The organism is Micromonospora sp. NPDC049900 (assembly GCF_044461025.1).
Taxonomy (GTDB): domain Bacteria; phylum Actinomycetota; class Actinomycetes; order Mycobacteriales; family Micromonosporaceae; genus Micromonospora.
The window spans coordinates 224,464-241,754 of the sequence record NZ_JBITKM010000006.1; the positions used below are offsets into that span (position 1 = coordinate 224,464).

The 17,291-nt window shown below is 70.9% G+C and carries 15 protein-coding genes; 8 read left to right on the top strand and 7 right to left on the bottom strand.

What is annotated here, in order from left to right:
* Nucleotides 1-49: 49 nt before the first annotated feature.
* A complete protein-coding gene (locus tag ACIBMZ_RS16525; RefSeq protein ID WP_396694514.1) occupies nucleotides 50-1,531 on the top strand; it encodes a sulfatase-like hydrolase/transferase in 1,482 nt (493 codons plus the stop codon).
* A 16-nt stretch (nucleotides 1,532-1,547) separates the two neighbouring features.
* Here the strand turns inward: ACIBMZ_RS16525 and ACIBMZ_RS16530 are convergent, their stop codons facing one another.
* Nucleotides 1,548-3,179, bottom strand: a complete 1,632-nt coding sequence (locus ACIBMZ_RS16530; protein WP_396694517.1) for a B12-binding domain-containing radical SAM protein — start codon at nucleotides 3,177-3,179, stop codon at nucleotides 1,548-1,550.
* Nucleotides 3,180-3,241: 62 nt separating this feature from the next.
* A complete protein-coding gene (locus tag ACIBMZ_RS16535) occupies nucleotides 3,242-3,997 on the bottom strand; it encodes a phytanoyl-CoA dioxygenase family protein (protein ID WP_396694519.1) in 756 nt (251 codons plus the stop codon).
* 212 nt (nucleotides 3,998-4,209) lie between these two features.
* Between ACIBMZ_RS16535 and ACIBMZ_RS16540 the strand changes: the two genes are divergently transcribed.
* Nucleotides 4,210-5,403: a DUF455 family protein gene (locus ACIBMZ_RS16540; protein WP_396694521.1), complete on the top strand. Its 1,194-nt coding sequence runs from the start codon at nucleotides 4,210-4,212 to the stop codon at nucleotides 5,401-5,403.
* Here ACIBMZ_RS16540 and ACIBMZ_RS16545 read toward each other — a convergent pair.
* Genes ACIBMZ_RS16545 through ACIBMZ_RS16560 form a run of 4 tightly spaced genes read right to left on the bottom strand, consistent with a single transcriptional unit; the run spans nucleotide 5,348 to nucleotide 9,460 of the window.
* Nucleotides 5,348-6,211 (bottom strand): HAD family hydrolase, encoded by an 864-nt coding sequence (locus tag ACIBMZ_RS16545; protein WP_396694523.1) that lies wholly within the window; start codon nucleotides 6,209-6,211, stop codon nucleotides 5,348-5,350. The genes ACIBMZ_RS16540 and ACIBMZ_RS16545 overlap by 56 nt on opposite strands.
* Before the next feature lie 29 nt (nucleotides 6,212-6,240).
* Nucleotides 6,241-7,032, bottom strand: coding sequence for an energy-coupling factor transporter transmembrane component T family protein (locus ACIBMZ_RS16550; RefSeq protein WP_396694525.1), 792 nt, complete (start codon nucleotides 7,030-7,032; stop codon nucleotides 6,241-6,243).
* Nucleotides 7,033-7,035: 3 nt separating this feature from the next.
* Nucleotides 7,036-8,706 carry an ABC transporter ATP-binding protein gene (locus tag ACIBMZ_RS16555; RefSeq protein ID WP_396694528.1) on the bottom strand — a complete coding sequence of 557 codons (1,671 nt, stop codon included), beginning with the start codon at nucleotides 8,704-8,706 and terminating at the stop codon, nucleotides 7,036-7,038.
* A gap of 19 nt (nucleotides 8,707-8,725) precedes the next feature.
* A complete protein-coding gene (locus ACIBMZ_RS16560; RefSeq protein WP_396694530.1) occupies nucleotides 8,726-9,460 on the bottom strand; it encodes a QueT transporter family protein in 735 nt (244 codons plus the stop codon).
* Between the two features lie 181 nt (nucleotides 9,461-9,641).
* On the opposite strand from ACIBMZ_RS16560, the gene ACIBMZ_RS16565 reads away from it, so the two are divergent.
* Nucleotides 9,642-10,817, top strand: coding sequence for a sulfatase (locus tag ACIBMZ_RS16565; protein WP_396694532.1), 1,176 nt, complete (start codon nucleotides 9,642-9,644; stop codon nucleotides 10,815-10,817).
* A gap of 59 nt (nucleotides 10,818-10,876) precedes the next feature.
* Here ACIBMZ_RS16565 and ACIBMZ_RS16570 read toward each other — a convergent pair whose 3' ends face one another.
* Entirely contained in the window at nucleotides 10,877-11,629 is a 753-nt protein-coding gene (locus ACIBMZ_RS16570; RefSeq protein ID WP_396694534.1) for a class I SAM-dependent methyltransferase, read from the bottom strand.
* 344 nt (nucleotides 11,630-11,973) lie between these two features.
* Here ACIBMZ_RS16570 and ACIBMZ_RS16575 point away from each other — a divergent pair, with 344 nt between their 5' ends.
* From ACIBMZ_RS16575 to ACIBMZ_RS16595, 5 genes are read left to right on the top strand one after another with little or no spacing between them, the layout of a single operon-like run.
* Nucleotides 11,974-12,429 (top strand): hypothetical protein, encoded by a 456-nt coding sequence (locus ACIBMZ_RS16575; protein ID WP_396694537.1) that lies wholly within the window; start codon nucleotides 11,974-11,976, stop codon nucleotides 12,427-12,429.
* Nucleotides 12,426-14,459 (top strand): methyltransferase domain-containing protein, encoded by a 2,034-nt coding sequence (locus ACIBMZ_RS16580; RefSeq protein WP_396694539.1) that lies wholly within the window; start codon nucleotides 12,426-12,428, stop codon nucleotides 14,457-14,459. The genes ACIBMZ_RS16575 and ACIBMZ_RS16580 overlap by 4 nt, the downstream gene beginning before the upstream one ends.
* Nucleotides 14,453-15,802, top strand: a complete 1,350-nt coding sequence (locus tag ACIBMZ_RS16585) for a sulfotransferase (RefSeq protein ID WP_396694541.1) — start codon at nucleotides 14,453-14,455, stop codon at nucleotides 15,800-15,802. The genes ACIBMZ_RS16580 and ACIBMZ_RS16585 overlap by 7 nt, the downstream gene beginning before the upstream one ends.
* Nucleotides 15,777-16,754 carry a dimethylarginine dimethylaminohydrolase family protein gene (locus tag ACIBMZ_RS16590; RefSeq protein WP_396694543.1) on the top strand — a complete coding sequence of 326 codons (978 nt, stop codon included), beginning with the start codon at nucleotides 15,777-15,779 and terminating at the stop codon, nucleotides 16,752-16,754. Before ACIBMZ_RS16585 ends, ACIBMZ_RS16590 begins: the two co-directional genes overlap by 26 nt.
* A 36-nt stretch (nucleotides 16,755-16,790) precedes the next feature.
* The gene (locus tag ACIBMZ_RS16595) at nucleotides 16,791-17,261 is read left to right on the top strand and encodes a DUF6027 family protein (RefSeq protein ID WP_396694545.1); all 471 of its coding nucleotides are present in this window, start codon (nucleotides 16,791-16,793) and stop codon (nucleotides 17,259-17,261) included.
* Nucleotides 17,262-17,291: the final 30 nt, after the last annotated feature.

Sequence of the window (17,291 nt, forward strand, 5' to 3'; positions counted from 1 at the left end):
ACACCGGTGTCGCCGACCGTTGTAGATCGAGATCATCGGGATCATAATAGTGGAATCGATCGATGCCGTCGACCAGTCCCGGCACGCCGGACCGAAGGATCGGAGCACCGTGGGCGAGCAGCCGTACGACCACATCGTCTTCGTCTCAATCGACACGCTGCGCGGCGACGCGATCGCCGCCAACCCGTTGAACCTCTGGCGTCGGCGCTTCCCGGAACTGTCGGCACCACCCACCGCCGTCCTCGACGACCTCGTCGGTCGCGGCGCGTTCTTCCCGAACACGATCACTGCGGCCCCCTACACCGCCGCCGCACACGGCGCGCTGCTCACCGGGCGCTACCCCCTGCACAACGGCCTGCACGAGTTCTACAACGGTCGGCTGCGGGCACCGTCGATCTTCACCCACGGCAAGCGGGCGGGCAGACAGACCATCATGAAGGTCGACTTCCCGATCATCCTCGGCCCCGAACTCGGCTTCACCCGGGACGTCGACGTCTATCTCGACGAGGACGACGACGCCTTCGTCGACGCCGTCGCCGCCTCCGACGGCTGCGTCGCGCTGGCCCACTTCGGCGGTGTGCACATCCCCTACGGCTTCCACAACCTCCGCTACGGCGGCCAGGCATTCCGCGACAAGGTCGACGAACTGGAGGCGATGCTGCCCGCGGAGAAGCCGGCGTTCGTCGACCGGCTCGTGGAGAGCCATCGCGACCCGGAGGACGCCGAACTGCTGTTCCGCTACAAGCGGGCCGCCGGCCACCTCTACGAGACCGGCGCGTACGACCTGCTGATGCGGCTGTACCTGGAAGGTGTCGCGCACTTCCTGACCACCCGGCTGGAGCCCTTCCTCGACCGGCTCACCCGTCGCGTCGCCGCCACCGGCCGGCGCATGCTGCTGGTCGTCTTCAGCGACCACGGCGAGGAGTTCGACGAGCACACCAACGGGCACTTCAACTCGATGGCCGAGGCGGTGCTGCGGGTGCCCGTCGTCATGGTCGGTGACGGTGTCGCCGCCGGCCTGCACCGGGACCGCATCCGCACGGTCGACATCGTGCCCACCGTGCTCGACCTCGCCGGTCTGTCCCCGGCCGCAGACGACGCCCTGGACGGTCGTAGCCTGGCCGATGCGGCACGGGGGACCGGTGGGCCACCGCCCGACGCGGAGGCCCTCGCCGAGGCGTACACCTCCGACCTCGGCGAGTTCATCGCCTTCCAGGAACGGCAGCGGGCCGGCGAAGCGCAGGGCCCGCTGCGTCACGTCCTGGTCGGGCAGGCCGCCTACCAGGGTCGGCACCGCCTCGTCCGGGTACCCCGCCGGTATCGCAAGTCCTACGCCGGCATCGACGAGGTGGAGACGGTCTGGGTGGAACGGTTCGACGACGATCTGGTGCCGCACGTCGATCCCGCCGCCGACGACCGCGACCTGCGGGCGCTGCTGGACGCCTACACGCTGGCCCGGAGCACCCCGGAGCCGGTGCCCGCCACCGTCGACATCCGCGCCCAGCTCCGGTCACTCGGGTACGCGATCTGACCGGTCCCGTGGCGGCTCACCCGGCCGTGGCCGGGTGCGCCGCCACCCCCTCCCGCGCCAGCTCGTCGAGGAGCCCCACGATCCTCGGCCGGGCCCGGCGCGGGTCCGGTTCGGCGGTGGGCAGCATGGCCAGGCGTTCCACCAGCTTCTCCAGCCGGAAGTTCGTCCGGGCGTCACGCCAGGGGATCAGCGGCGTCTCGTAGTCCTTCTGCCAGAGCAGGTGGACCGCCGTGTCGCTGTTCCACCGCACCTCCTCCAGCGTCTGCCGCCACAACCGTCGCGCCTGGTGGATGTCCATGCCGTTGTGCCGCCAGGAGTAGTCCGGAGTCTCCGGGTCGTCGACCTCGATGCCGAGTCGCTCGGCGTCCTCCCAGACCGGCATCGTCTCGTCCTGAAGGGAGAAAATGCTCAGCGTGAAGTGGCCCGCGTACTCGTCGCGCAGGAACGTGGCCGTCTCGCCGAAGTCGTCCGGCGTCTCCCCGGGGTAGCCGAGGATGAACGAGCAGCGGTAACCCAGGTCGCTGCGGGACAGCAACTGGAACGCACGGCGGTTGGCGGCGGCGGTCACCTGCTTCTTCATCAGCGTCAGCGTCCGGTCGCTCATCGACTCGAAACCGATGGACAACCACCGGCAGTGCGCGGCGAGCAGCCGGTCGACCGTCTCGGCGTCCCGGATGGCGTTGGCCCGGGCGAACGCCTCCCACCCGATGCCCACCTCCGGCAGCAGGTCGAACAGTTCCCGCAGGCGGGTCGGTGGCACCGTGAAGGTGGAGTCGGAGGCCCTGATGTGTCGGGCGCCGTTGACCTCGGCGTACCCGGCCCAGTCGGTGGCGATCTTCTTCGCCGACTTGTACCGCCACTTGGGCGAGGCGGCCGGAAACGAGCAGAACTTGCAACTGAAGGGGCAGCCGCGCATCGACTCGTACGGCACGATCGGCCGTCGCCCCCGCATGGTGGGGGAGGGGTGGGCCTCGATGTCCACGTACCGGAAGTCGGTGTGCGTGATGCGACCGTCGTCGGTGCGTACCACCAGGTTCGGCACGTCGCGCCAGTCCCCGCCGCCCGCGACGGCCCGCAGCAGCAGCGGCAACGCCTCCTCCGCGTCGCCGCGCACCACGCACATGACCTCCGGGTGGGCCGCCATGATCTTCAGGTACTTGAGGTTGCTGTACTGGCCGCCGAGCACGATCGGCACCCCGGGGTAGCGGTCCGCGGCCCACCGGATCGCCCGGGACATCGAGCGGTGGTCCCAGATGAAGGTCGTGGACAGCAGCACGACGTGCACCCGGGACGACGGTGTGACCGGCTCCCGGTCGCCCCGCCACACCCCGGACAGGTCGAATGCCTCGTAGTCCGTGGCGGTGGCGTCGAGGATGGACTCCAACGTGGCCGTGGTCAGGTGCGGAACGGGCGCGGCGGTGATCCCGTCGAGCCCGTCGATCCGCAGGGAACTGGATCCCCGCCCGTGTGCCGGCCGCAGCAACGGGTGTCGGCGGCCGTCGCGTTCGAACCCCAGGTCGGCCAGGGTCAGGTCGGGGTAATAGTCGGTGCGGAGCCGGTCCACGCTGTCCGGATCGAACAGTGTGCCGCGCAGCACTGACTCGTTCAGGAAGGCCGGGCCGAGCCCCGACAGCAGCAGTGCGGTCATCGCGTTCCTCTCGACGGTGGTGCGCCCGTCGGGTGGACGGCGGGCGTACCGGCAGCGGAGGGTCAGCGCACGAAGCGGTCGGTGGGGTCCTCGTGGTGCGGCAAGCAGTACGGCGGCTCCAGTAACGCCTGCTGACGGGGACTCAGGGACTGCCGCAGATCGGCCGCCCAATCCAGGTAGACCTTGCTCCACGCGAGATGCCCCGGCGCGTACTTGAACATCACCGACCGGCGTTCGTGGTCGGCGTGCCAGGGATGGGTGCCGTGCGCCATCGCCCCGTTGAAGATCAGCACGTCACCGGCGGCCATCGGCACGTGGTGCACCGCCTCGGCCCGGTAGTCCCAGGACTTCGGCAGCGGATGGTTGCTCTTGTGGCTGCCCGGGATGCACACGAAGCCGCCCTGACCGGTCAGCATGTCGGTGAGCGCCCAACTGACCGTGATCACGCCGTTGGCCATTTGGCCGTGGTGGAAGTGGTAGAACTCCGACTGGCCGTCGGCCTCGAGCGCTCCACCGTGCAGCGGCAGGCCGGTGGTGCCGGCCCGCATCCGGATGCCGTAGTAGCGGTCCAGCCGGGGCCGCGGCAGCAGCGTGGTCACGATCGGGAAGACCTGCTCGTGGTCGAGCAGGTCGGTGAAGGCCGGCCCCCAACTCAGGAAGCCGGAGAAGATCTGGTCGGCGAACGTGTCACCGGGCGGAGGAAGCTCCTGGTCGTCGATGATCCGATTGACCTCGCCCAGTTGCTCCGGGCCGAGTACCTCGCGGAGGACCACGAAGCCCCGCAGGTCGAACAGAAAGCGCTCCTCATCGGTGAGCACCTCGTCACATCCTCTCCGAAACGCCGCGACAAAGATCGATGGTAGACGAAGTCCGTACGCGGCACGACAGTTACCGACATGGATATATTGCTCTTGCCTCGGCCCCCGCGCAGCGCTGTAGGATCCGCCCTCAGAGGGATGCGGACGGCCCACGGCGTCGCGTAGCCGCACGGCCGGACCGGCAGGGATCGGACGTTCGGGGAGGTTCCCTCTTGGATCCGGAGTTCGTGCCACCGGGACTCGACCTCACCCACAACCGACGGGCGCTGGCGACGATCCGGGACGCCATGGAGCAGACCATGGGGCTCGCCGCGAGCGTCCTGGTCCGGATACCCGACACCGCGCAGAAGCTGGCGCTGTCGCGGGAGATCTGGGCGCTGGCCCAGGGTGCCCAGCTCATCGACGAACGGATCGCCACCCTGCGCACCAGCACCTCCGACGGCGTCGTCCCGGACACCGCACGGGTACGCCTGCTCGACCGCGTGACCCGGATCCCCGACCCGCAGCGGCAACGGACGGCGCTGGTCGGGGTCTGCTACCCCGACCTGCGCGACCAGGTGTTCGCGCACCGCTCCCGACTGCTGACCGCCGCCGACGAGAGCACCGTCGAATGCCTCACCGACGTGCTGCACCGCATCGACGTGCTGCCCTACGAGCCCGCCCTCCGGCAGGAGGTCCTGTCCCGGCTGCCGAGCGAATCCGGCACGGACACCCCCTGCCCACCGCTTCCGGTGATCCCGACGCGGCCGGGACGCGATCCCGGCCTGCGTGAGGGCCGGGCGGTGCCCCCGGACGGGCCGGGCCGCTACGGCACCATCCTCTACGACATGGCGTACCGCATCGAGCTGTGCGCGACCGAGGTGTGTGCGGCGGTCCTGGCACACCACCCCGAGGCGCCGTGGGGCCTGCGCTACGACCTCGCCAAGCAGATCCGCGACGAGGCCCGCCACTTCGAGCTGTTCATGCAACGGGCCCACGAGTGCGGGCTGGCCCCCGGCGACCAGCCGGTGCAGTACGAGGTGTGGGACAAGTTCGTCCTCGGCCGCGACCTCGCGGAACGGCTCATCATCGAACAGCGCATCGGCGAGGGCGCGGCGCTGGACAGCGCGGAGAACGTGCACCGTCGGCTCAAGGCCGACGGCGAGGACCACGTCGCGATGGTGTTCGAGTACATCACCGCCGACGAGGTGACCCACGTGGCCAACGGCAACCGCTGGCTGCGTCACCTGTTGGGCAGCGAACAGGCCGTCCAGGAGGCCGAGGAACGGGTGTACCGGCTCCTGGAGGAGAACGACGCCGGAACGCCGTACAAACACCCGATCAACGCCGACGCCCGCCGGCTCTCCGGCTTCAGTACCGCAGAGTTGGCGCGGCTGCGGCGGCGGACCGGGAACGCGGACCACTGAGCGGCGGCGGCGCGTCGGCCGGCCACCACCGCTCCAGCACGCCGGCCACACCGTCCTCGCTGTTGGCACCGACCACCTCGTCGGCGACCGCCCGGACCTCGGGATGTGCGTTCGCGACCGCGAAGGACCGCCCGGCCCACTCCATCATCGGCAGGTCGTTCGGCATGTCACCGAAGGCGATCACCTCCGACCGGTCGACGCCGAGTTCCTCGGCGAGAGCGGCCAGCGCGGTGGCCTTGGTGACACCCACCGCGGAGATCTCCATCCGGGCGTCACCCGAACCGTGGGTCACCACCGCGAGGTCCCCGACCGCCGGCCGCACCAGCTCGAACATCGCGTCCGCCCCGAGCTCGGTGTGCCGCACCAGGAGCTTCACCGCCGGGCGCGCGAGCACCACGGTCAGGTCCACGATGCTCACCTCGGGCAGACCGATGTCCCACCGGGGCCGGTACCCGGGCTCGTGGACGAAGGCGTCACCGTACTCGGCCGCGAAGGCCGCGTCGGGCAGGATCCGCCGGATGTTCTCGGCGACCGCCCGCAGGCACGCCACCTCCATCGGGTACGACCGCAACACCCGCTGCGTCGGTACGTCGTAGAGCATCGCCCCGTTCGCGCAGACCACCGGCCCACGGTGCGCCGTCTCCGCCAGCACCGGCCGCAGCCAGCGCGGCGGACGACCGGTGACCAGAGCCAACGGCGTGCCCGAGCGGGCCACCGCGGCGAGCGTACGACCGGTGCGGGCGGAGACCGTCTCGTCCGGGCGCAGCAGGGTCCCGTCCACGTCGGTGGCGATCAGGCGAGGCGTCATTCGTGCTCCCTCCCGGTCGCCCCGGTGCGTCACAGCCGTCCGGGCAGCACCACGCCGTAACCGGACAGTCGAAGGTGTATCGCACCGACCAGGATGATCGCCAGCCCGCCCAACACGGCGATGTCCCGGGCGGTCATCACCGGGGTGCGGTAGCTGGTCCGGCTGCCCCGCACCGTGAACCCCCGGGCCTCCATCGCCAGCGACATCATCGACCCGTGCCGCAGCGCGTAGACGATCAACGGCACCACCACGGGCAGGAGCTGACGGACCCGGCGTACCGGGTTGCGACTGTCCGCCACGAAACCCCGCGCCGTCTGCGCCTCGATGACGGTGCCGGTGGCGGTGACGAACGCCGGCACCAGGCGCAGCGTGGTGGAGACCACGAACGCCACGGTGTACGGCAGGCGCAGGTGCACCAGCCCGACGGTGACGTCCTCGGTGCTGGTGCACGAGACGAAGAGGGTGCCGACCATCAGGACGACGACGAAACGCAGCGCCGCGGCGACGCCGTACAGCAGCGCCTCCCGGGTGACGGTGACCGGACCCAGCTCGAACAGCGTGGTGGCGCCGTCGATGGTGAACTGCCACAGGACGACGTTGACCACGAACACCAGCAGGTAGACGTTGCGGAATCGGCGCAGGTTGCCCAGGCAGCCGGCGACGGCGGACAGCCCCAGCACGAGCAACCCGACCGCCGCCACGTAGCGGGGGTCGTTGAACGCGAACGGCAGTCCGGCCAGGGCGAGCAGGCCCAGCAGCTTGGCCCGTGGATCGAGGGCGTGCACCGGCGACGAACGGTTGAGATAGAGGCTCTTGTACACGTCTCACCCGCCCACTCGGACGGCGGCGGCGAGTTCGTCGACCGTGAGCGCGTCCACCCGCAGTTCGTCGGCGAGGTCGAGCACGGGTGGCGGCAGCACCGACGCGGCGGCGAGCACGTCGCGACGCCGGAACACCACCTCGGGCGGCCCGTCGAGGACGATACGCCCGTCGGTCATCACGACGACCCGGTCGGCGTACTCGGCGACGAGGTTGGCGTGGTGGGTGACCATGACCACGGTCAGGTCGGCCCGGTTGAGGCGGCGCAGCAGCCGCATGACCGACTGCTGCTGCCGTTCGTCGAGGCCGGTGGTCGGCTCGTCCAGCACGATCACCCGAGGACCCATGGCCAGCACCGCCGCCACGGCCAGGCGCTGCCGGTCGCCCTTGCGCAGCAGGAACGGGTCGGTCCGGCGCAGCTCGGTCAGACCGACGTCGGCCAGCGCGGCCTCCACCCGGTCGTGCACCTCGTCGTCCGGCAGGCCGAAGTTGCGCGGACCGAAGGCGATCTCGTCCGCCACGGTCGCCGAGAAGAGCTGATGGTCGGGATTCTGGAACACGTAGCCCACCTGGCGGGCCACCTCGGCCCGGGGCAGGCCCCGCAGATCCCTGCCCAACACGTCTACCTGCCCCGAATCGGGCACGAGCAACCCACTGAGGACCTTGGCCAGGGTCGTCTTGCCGGATCCGTTACGTCCCATGACGGCGGTGAACTGTCCCTCTCGGATGTCCACCGACACGTCACGCAGGGCCAGCGTCCGACCGTCGGGATACTCGTGGTCGAGGTGCCGCGCGCTGACCACGGCCGGTCCGGGCTCCGCACGCGCCCGGGTCGGCCCCGCCGAGGGGCGCAGCGGCCCGATCAGCGGCACCGCCTCGGCCACGGTGAGAGCGATCTCGGGCAGCCCGAGCCGGTCGCAGACGTCGGCGACCTGTGGCGGCCGGACCCCGTGCCGGCGAAGCAGCGCGGGGTCCCGCAGGACGGTGTCGGCCGGACCGTCCACCACCACCCGGCCGCCCTCCAGCAGCACCACCCGGTCCGCGCCGGGCCCGCCGGGCGGACCCAGCACCGCCTCGGTGTCGTGTTCCACCAGGAGGAGCGTCCGGGGCCGGCCACCCGACCAGCGCGCCGCGCGGATCACCTCGACGCGACTGGCCGCGTCGAGATCGGTGGTCGGCTCGTCCAGGATCAGGATCTCCGGTTCGAGGGCCAGAGCGGCGGCCAGTGCCAGCCGCTGCTTCTGACCACCGGAGAGCGTGGCCGGTTCGCGGTCGCGTAGCTCGGTGAGCCGGAGCAGGCGCAGGTGGTCCTCGACCCGCTGACGCATCTCGGCCGTTGCGACCGCGAGGTTCTCCAGCCCGAACGCGAGCTCCAGGGTCACGCTGGTCGCGAAGAGTTGACTCTCGAAGTCCTGGAAGACGATGCCGATGTGCCGCGCCACCTCGGCGGCGGTCAGCTCGGTGAGATCCCGGTCGTCGAGGTGCACCGTGCCCTCCCGACGCCCCCGGACACTGCGCGGGATCAGGCCGGTCAGCGCCATGGCGAGGGTGGACTTCCCGGCACCGGCCGCGCCCAGCAGCGCGGTGAACTGCTCAGGTGGCAGGTGCAGGTCCACCCCGGTCAACGCCGCGGTGGAGGACCGCCGATAGGTGAAGCCCAGGTGCTTCGCGGTCAACGAGAGGGACATCGTCCCGTCAGAGGAGGAACGAGCCGAGGAGCACCGCCACGAAGGCGACGCCCACGACCGGGGTGAGCAGGTCGGAACCGCCGAGCTGGAGGCCGACGAGCCAACCGGCGATGCCGCCGACCGCGACGAGCGCCGTGCCCAGCAGCGCGCGTGGCCCTCGGCCCGGTGGCTGGTCGAGATCCATGATCTCGTCCCAGGTCACGCCCATCGCGCGCACCCGTCGGTGCAGGAGGAGGTACAGCAGACCGCCGACCCAGTTGCCGATCACGAAGTTGGCGGCCAGGGTGACCGCGACGACCCGGAACGGCACGAAGCCGAGCAGGTCCAGGCCCCAGGCGAGCACGACCGCGCTCGCCGCCGCCGCGACGACACCGATGGCCAGGTAGGTCAGCACCGGGCGGACCCGGTCACCGGCCGGCGCGTCCTCGGTGTCGGCGTCGTACGGCGCCGGGCGTGGACCGAAGCGGGACCAGAGGGTGAAACCGAGGTAGCCGAGCAGGGCGTTCGACAGGAAACCGAATACCGAGCCGAGTGCGAGACTGCCGGTGAACAGGTCACCGACAATGTTTCCGATGCCGAGGCCCCAGGCTCCCGCCGGGCCGAACAGGATTCCGAAAACCATCGGGAAGATGGTGCGGATCGAGAAGCTGAGCACGCCCGGCACCAGATCGATGCTGAACGGCGACAACGCGATGTACGCGGTCGCGTACAGGGCGGCAGTGACGGCCGTGAGGACCACCATCTGCGGGTATTTCCACATCAGGATGCACGACCGCATTGCGCCCCCCTAAGCCGATGGCGACGAACATAACGCCAACGATGATCACCGTCAACGTGTCGCCGTCGGCGCACTTCCGTGGTCGTCAATGAACGCATCGATCAGGTACGATCTCCCGACTGCCCGTAGCAGCGAGGGGGTTCTCGTGGACCGGCCCAGTGTCCTTTTCGTCTCGCTCGACACCGTCCGCGCCGACGTCGCGTACTCCGGGAGGTTCCCGGGTGTGGAGGGGCTCCGCCGCCGGGGCGTCACGTTCCGCCAGGCCGTGTCGTCCTGCCCACTGACTCCGGTCAGCCACGCCACGGTCTTCACCGGGCTGCAACCACCGAACCACGGCGTCCGTCACCTGTTCCGTGAACAACTGCGCGCCGACGTGCCCACCCTGGCCGAACGGCTGCGCGAGGTCGGCTACCGGACCGGCGCCGTCGTCTCCTGTCCCGGTCTCAACAAGTGGTACGGCATCGACCGTGGCTTCGACTTCTACGACGACGAGATCCCGCTGCTGCCCGACGGGCGGGACCCTCTCGCGGTGGGCGACGTGAAGCTGCGCGGGCTGGCCCTCAAGCGGGCGCCGATGGTCGCCGAGCGGGCCGGTGACTGGCTGGCCGAACAGACCACGCCCTTCTTCCTCTTCGCCCACTTCTTCGACGCGCACTGGCCGTACGAGCCGCCGGAGGACGTCGGCGTGGCCGTCGACAACCCCTACGAGGGCGAGGTCGCCTACAGCGACCACTATCTCGGGGTGCTGCTCGACCGGTTGGCCGCCGCCGGACACGACATCGACTCGATGCTCGTGGTCTGCTTCTCCGACCACGGCGAGGACCTCGGCGGCTGGTACTCCAACGACCACGCGGGGGAGCGCGGGCATCCGTACGAGGAGGGGCACGGCTGCCTGCTGCACGACGCCACCCAGCACGTGCCGATGATCTTCTCCGGGCCGGGGGTGCCGGCCGGTCGGGAGTTCCACGAGCAGGTGCGGCTGGTCGACATCATGCCCACCGTCCTGGATCTGCTGGGGCTGCCGGGGACCCCCGGCGACGGCGAGTCCATGGTGTCGTTCTTCCGGGATCTGACCGGCACGTCGCGGCCCGCGTACTCGGAGACCTACTTCCCCGAGGAGAAGCGCGAGGCGAGCGAGTACCGGGACCTGCGGGCGCTGGCCTCGGTCCGCATCGACGGCCGTGGCAAGACCATCTGGCAGCCGGTCGAGGGCGGCGCCGTCGACTGGTACGACCTGACGACCGACCCGGACGAGTTCCACCCCGTCCCGTTGGTGTCCCCGACGGTCGCCCCACCCGCCGTCCCGCCGGTGGTGGACTGAGCGCACGCCACCCCGGGCCGACGAGGACGCCCCTCGTCGGCCCGGGGACCGTCCGTGCGTCAGCCCCCGGCCGGAGACCCCGCCGCGATCTCGAAGAGCATCCGGTCGATGATCCGCCCGTCGGTCTGCTCCACCGCGTGCAACCGGCGGAACTCCGGTGACATGGACCGGTACACCCGGCGGATCGCCTCCCTGGCGTCCTCGTCGATGGCGCCGTTGTCCGACCAGACGTCGACGTCCTCGACCGAGACGTACCTGCGGGTCTCCACCTCCCCGCAGCCCGCCTCGCGCAGCAGTGCCGCGAGGTCGCCCGGCAGGAAGAAGTGTCGACGTACCGGGTTGCGCAGCCGCAGGATCTCGAAGTACTCGTCCCGGTCGTCGGTGCCGTAGGCGCAGAGGTTGATCAGGACGACCCGGCCGCCCGGTCGGGTCACCCGGGTCATCTCGGCGACCGCGGCCGGCAGCTCCATGAACTGGATGCCCTGCCGACAGACCGTGATGTCGAAGGAGTCGTCGGGGAAGGGCAGATCCTCGGCGGGTGCGAGGACGAGGTCGTCCAGCGACGGCCGGGCCTGCTCCGCCATGGCCGCGGTCACGTCGACGCCGACCAGTCGCGACACCCGTCCGCTGAACAGCCGGGAGACCAGGCCGGTGCCGCAGGCCACGTCGAGCACCGCGTGCTCCGGCCGTGGCGTGGTCAGGTCCAGTACGAGGCGGCCGAGTTCGGTGTCCGTGCACCAGGCGCTGGAGCGGTCGTAGCCCTGGGCCCGTGCCGTGAAGTGGTCGACGACGTCCTGATCGCTAATTGTCACTGTTCCCCCTGTCGTTTCCACAATTCGGGACCGGCCGTGCCGGCGTGGGGCCGCCGGGCGGTCGGGCGGGGCGGCGTTGCGGAACCGGCGCAACGCTCCCGAGCGGCCCTGCCGAAGGCTCACTGACATTGACGTTGGACTCTAGACGGGTGATGGTCGACGCGTCTATAGTTCGAACCACCGGGCCTGGTGAGCCAGGTGGCGATACGCCTGGCCAGCGTTAGACGACTATTCGGGATCGCCGATCCCGCACCCTCTCGACCAATTGAACTCCGAATCCGAATCCGGCGGTTTCCGCTCCGGTCGGCAATACTCTCAAACATTCGGGGGAGTGGAACGAAATAATGAGTGCCCTCACCGAGGAATTGTTCGACGAGATCCGCGCGGCGTTCATCGCCGAAGCATCGACCGTCCTGCGTCTGCAGTACTTCGCCCAGGTGTCCGAGATCGAGGGCTCGCTGGACTCCGCTCGGCTGTTCACCGAACTCGCCGAGAGCGCGGCCTGTGTGGCACACGGGCATCTCGACTTCCTACAGGCGGTGGCCGACCCGGCCACCGGACGACCGCTGGGCGACACCGATCTCAACCTCGCCGCCGCGCTGAGCAGCGAGATGGAGGCCGCGACCGTCCGCTACCCCGCGCTGGTGCAGCGGGCCCACGAGGAGGGACTGGCCGACGTCGCGAGCTGGCTGGAGACGCTGCGCGCCCTCAAGCACGCGCACCTGGCCAAGCTGGGCGCCGCCCACGAGGCGCTGCGCGGCGTACCGGCCGCGCCGCTCGGCGAGCCGGTCACCGGATGACCACCGGCCCGCAGACCGCCGATCAGGAAGTGAGCCAGCCGATGGAGTCCACGCAGGCCGCCCCGACGCCGCCTCCGGTACCCGCCGACAGGTACGACGCCAGCACGATCATGGTCCTCTCCGGCCTCGACGGCGTACGCCGACACCCGTCGATGTACATCGGTTCGGTCGGTGTGTCCGGCTGGCACCACCTGGTCAGCGAGCTGGTCGACAACGCGGTGGACGAGGCGGAGGCCGGACACTGCCGCGACGTCGAGGTCGTCCTGCACCGCGACGGCTCCTGCTCGGTCGGCGACGACGGTCGGGGCATCCCCGTCGACCCGCACCCGGAGCAGCACCGCCCGGCGGCCGAGGTGCTGCTGACCACCCTGCACTCCGGCGGCAAGTTCGAGGCCGGTTCCTACCGCACCTCGGCCGGCTTGCACGGCGTCGGACTCTCCTGCGTCAACGCCCTGTCCGAACGGCTGGAACTGGACGTCTGGCGCGACGGTGCCCACCATCGGCAGACCTACGCGCGGGGAGTGCCGACCGGCGACCTCGCACGGGTCGGCGCGTCCGACCGCACCGGCACCCGGATCCGTTTCCTCCCCGACGAGACGGTCCTGGAGACCGCGCAGTTCTCGGCCGCCCTGATCCGCAGCCGGCTGGAGGAGGTCGCCTTCCTGCACCCCGCGCTGACCCTGCGGCTGCGCGACGAGCGCACCGGCGAGGACATCCGGCTCAGCTACCAGTCCGGCGTCGGCGGGTTCCTCCGACACCGGCACCGCGATGCGGTGTGGGTGCACCCGGATCCGCTGGCCGTCCGCCACGAGACCGACGACCTGGCGCTCGACGCCGCCTTCTGCTGGACCGAGGGCTACACCGAGGACATCCAGAGCTTCGTCAACACCGTCCGGACCGACCACCACGGCACCCACGTGGACGGGTTGCGCGCCGCGCTGGCCGAGGTGATCAACGAGTACGCGACCAGCCGCGGCCTGCTCGACCCGACCGCGGGGGAACGGATCACCACGGTCGACATCCTCGAAGGACTGGCTGCGGTCGTGGCGGTGCGGATGCGCAGCCCCCGCTTCGACGGACAGACGAAGAAGCGGTTGCAGAGCAGCGAGGTCGCCGGATTCGTCCGTGCCGCCGTGTCAGCCGAGCTGACCCGACAGTTGGCGCTCGACGACGACCTGGGGCAGCGGCTGGTCAAACGTACGCTCGACTCCGCCCGCGCCCGGCTCGCCGCCCGGCTGGCCAGCCGCACCGCGCAGGTCCGGCGTCGCCGGATCGAGGTCGACTACGCCGTCTACCAGCGCCAGTTCGGCATCCGCTCGCGCAACTGGCACGACTCCTGCTCCTGGCTCACCGACGAGGGTCTGCTGGCCCAGCACGCGGCGCTGTGCGACGTCGCCCCGGACGCCCGGATGCTCGACGTCTGCTGCGGCAGCGGGGTGGTCGGCAACGCCTTCCGGGGCCGCGTCGGCGAGATGATCGGTCTGGACATCACCCCGGAGATGGTGGCGCTCGCCTCCACCCGGCTCGACAAGGTCCACCAGGGCACCGTCTACGACCTGCCCTTCCCGGACGCCAGCTTCGACCTGGTCGTCAACCGCGAGGTCCTGCACCTGCTGCCGAACCCGGAGAAGCCGGTGTCGGAGGTCTTCCGGGTGCTCAAGCCGGGCGGGCAGTTCATCGTCGGCCAGATCGTCCCGTACGCCGACGAGGACGCGTACTGGATGTTCCGGATCTTCAAGAAGAAGCAGCCGCTGCTGTTCCAGATGTTCCGGGAGCCGGACTTCCGGCGGCTGTTGCTGGGCGCCGGCTTCACCGACCTGGCGATGGAGGAGTACCTGCTCTGGGAGTCGATCGACAAGTGGATCGACACCCACGAGACGACCCCTGCGGCCCGCCAGGAGATCTACCGGCTGTTCTACGACGCTCCGGCCCAGGTGCGGGCGGTGCACCCGTTCGAGGTCGCCGCCGACGGATCGGTACGCGACCAGTGGCGCTGGTGCGTGTACTCGGTACGGAAACCGGTGTGTTGACCGGCACCGCGCCCGGGCTCGCCGGCAACGCCCACCTGGCGGACCGGCTGACCGAACTGCGCGCGCTGCGGCGGCCCGTGGTGCGGGACTTCACCGGCCGGGTCCGGGACCTGGTGGTGCTCGCCTCCAGCTCACGCAGTGGATCCAGCATGCTCGCCGAGATGCTGCGCCGTACGCCCTCGTTGCTGCACCTGCGCGCGGAGTTCAACCCGTACCTGCGGTTGGCCGGCCTGGTGCCGCCGAACAGCGGGACCGGCTCCGACCAGCTCGACGCCGCGCACCTGGCCGCCCTGCCGCCCGCCCGCCGCCGGGTCTTCGACGAGGAACTGTCGCTGGACGTCGGCCGACCGGACCCGAGCGTCGGGCCGGAACAGTTCCTCCTGGACGCGGCCTGGCGGTTCACCATCCAGTGGCCGACGATCGAGATCGACCTGGCCGACTGGCTCGACACGGCCCGTCGGGTGCTGGCCGAGCTGTGGTCGCAGCCCGACTTCGACCCCGCCCGCCTGTCGCACGCGGCCCGTTTCCACGCCCGACTGCACGCCGCTCTCGCCGTGCGCGGTGTGTCCGTCCGCACCGGCTACTACGACATGCCGCCGCACCTCGCCGGGCCGCCGTGGCGCCAGGACGTACGGGGTGCGCCCGGTGACCTGCTGGTGGAGGAACCGCCCTTCGTGCTCACCGTGGGCTGGCGCTACGCCACCGCACACGACCTCGCCACCCGCCCGCTGGTGATCAAGACCCCGAGCAACGCCTACCGGCTGGGCTTCCTGCGCGCACTGTTCCCGAACGCCCGGATTCGCGTCCTGCACCTGACCCGCAACCCGGCCGGATCCATTAACGGCCTCTACGACGGCTGGCTCTACCACGGCTTCCACGCCCACCGGATGGACCGGCCGCTGAACATCGCCGGCTACGGGCGGGACCGCCCCGAGGACCGCTGGTGGTGGAAGTTCGACCTGCCGCAGGGCTGGCAGGACTACACCCGGGCGCCCCTGCCGGACGTCTGCGCCCTGCAGTGGCGCTCCTGCCACCGGGCGATCCTCGACGACGCCGCCGCGCTGCGACTGCCCTACCTGCGCGTGCGGTTCGAGGACCTGGTGCGCACACCGCAGAGCCGGGCGGGCGTGCTGACCCGGATCACCGACTGGCTCGGGGTGCCGATGGACGGACCGCTCCGCACGATCGCGGCCGACGGACTGCGCGACCCGGTGGTCGCCACCGCGCCGCCGCAGCCCGGCCGGTGGCGGCGACGGGCGGAGCTGGTCCGCGCGGCGATCGGCGGACCGGAGCGGCGACTGGCCGAGGAGCTCGGATATGACGACGACGAATCCTGGATCTGAGACCACGGCGCCACCGCGCCCCAGCACCCTCGGTGGTGCCGGCTGGTCGCCCCGGCCGACCAGCCACGAGCAGGAGGTGGCGGCCGGTCGGCTCTGGGCCCGCTGCGGCTACCGGTCGGAGTCCGCGCCGCTGCGGGCGGTGCTGCTCGGCTGGCCGCCGGAGAGTCTGGCCCGGATCACCGATCCGGCCACCGCGCTGATGACCGCGCGGGTGGACCTCGGCGCCATGCGCGCGGAGACCGAGGCGGTCGCCGCGGCGTTCACCGACGCGGGCGTGGAGGTGGTGCTGGCCCGCCCGGCGGCGGACACGCCACCGAACTTCGTCTTCACCCGCGACCTGTTCGTCGCCACCCCGGCCGGAGTGGTGGTGGGCCGGACGGCCGCCGCGCAACGGGCGGGCGAGGAACGGCACGCCGCCGCCGCGTTGGCCGCCGCCGGATACCCGCTGCTGGCCACGGTGACGGGCACCGCCACGTTGGAGGGCGCGGACGCGCTGTGGCTGGACCGCGACACGGTGATGGTCGGGGTGGGGTTCCGCACCAGCGCCACCGGGGCGGAGTGCCTCCGCCGCGTCCTGGCCGACCAGGGCGTGCAGGTGGTCACCGTCCGGCTCGGTCCGGGTGTCCAGCACCTCCTCGGCGCGGTGACGTTCCTCGACGAGCGGTTGGCGGCGGTGCACACCGCCGCCGCGACCGACGATCTGCGGGCGCTGCTGCGTTCCCGGGACGTCCGTGCGGTGGAGTTCGCGCCGGACGACGAGCTGCTGCGGCGACGGGGGATGAACCTGGTGGCGCTGGGTCCCCGACGGGCCCTGATGCCGACCGGAGCGCCGGGCATCCGCCGTCGCCTGGAGGCCGTCGGGGTGACCGTCACCGAGGTCGGTGTCGACCAGCACGTCCGGGCCGCCGGGGCCCTGGGCTGTATGACGGGCATCCTGCACCGGGCGGACTGACGGACTGAGCACGGGAGCAGCGACGTGGGAGGCGAGATGACCACATCAGCGTCGGAACAGAACGTCGGCGGGGATCCGGCCGAGGAGCCGCTGATCCGCCTGGAGCGCTGGCACGCCACCTGGCCGGAGGACGACCCGCACGCCAACTTCCGCGACGAGGTCATGCGGTACGGCATGCTGGACCCGCTGGTGACCCTGCGCGGGATGTCCCGCAACCTCGGTATCCCGGTCGGCGTACTCGCCCGCTACGTGCTGGCGCGCTGGGCGACCGGTGGCAGCGAGGGACTGCTGGAGATCGGCCCGGTCATGGTGCGGCGACTGTGGCAGCCGATCGCCGAGGCGGAGGCCACGGACGACGACGCCCGGCGGCTGGCCGCGTACCACCAGGTGCGACAGATGATCTCCTGGCTGAAGGTCCCCCTCGACGACCCGGGCGTCTACCCGGTGGCCGGTGAGACCGACCGGACCGACGACGAGACGTCGCTAGATCGACAAAGCTCGATATAGTTGTCCTCAATCGCCGGGTGTCCCGACCGG

What these genes read in the sequence shown, in the direction of transcription:
- ACIBMZ_RS16530 (WP_396694517.1), bottom strand. Translation starts at nt 3,179, where the DNA reads ATGACCGCACTGCTGCTGTCGGGGCTCGGCCCGGCCTTCCTGAACGAG.
- ACIBMZ_RS16545 (WP_396694523.1), bottom strand. Translation starts at nt 6,211, where the DNA reads ATGACGCCTCGCCTGATCGCCACCGACGTGGACGGGACCCTGCTGCGC.
- ACIBMZ_RS16560 (WP_396694530.1), bottom strand. Translation starts at nt 9,460, where the DNA reads ATGGTGGTCCTCACGGCCGTCACTGCCGCCCTGTACGCGACCGCGTAC.
- ACIBMZ_RS16575 (WP_396694537.1), top strand. Translation starts at nt 11,974, where the DNA reads ATGAGTGCCCTCACCGAGGAATTGTTCGACGAGATCCGCGCGGCGTTC.
- ACIBMZ_RS16580 (WP_396694539.1), top strand. Translation starts at nt 12,426, where the DNA reads ATGACCACCGGCCCGCAGACCGCCGATCAGGAAGTGAGCCAGCCGATG.
- ACIBMZ_RS16590 (WP_396694543.1), top strand. Translation starts at nt 15,777, where the DNA reads ATGACGACGACGAATCCTGGATCTGAGACCACGGCGCCACCGCGCCCC.
- ACIBMZ_RS16595 (WP_396694545.1), top strand. Translation starts at nt 16,791, where the DNA reads ATGACCACATCAGCGTCGGAACAGAACGTCGGCGGGGATCCGGCCGAG.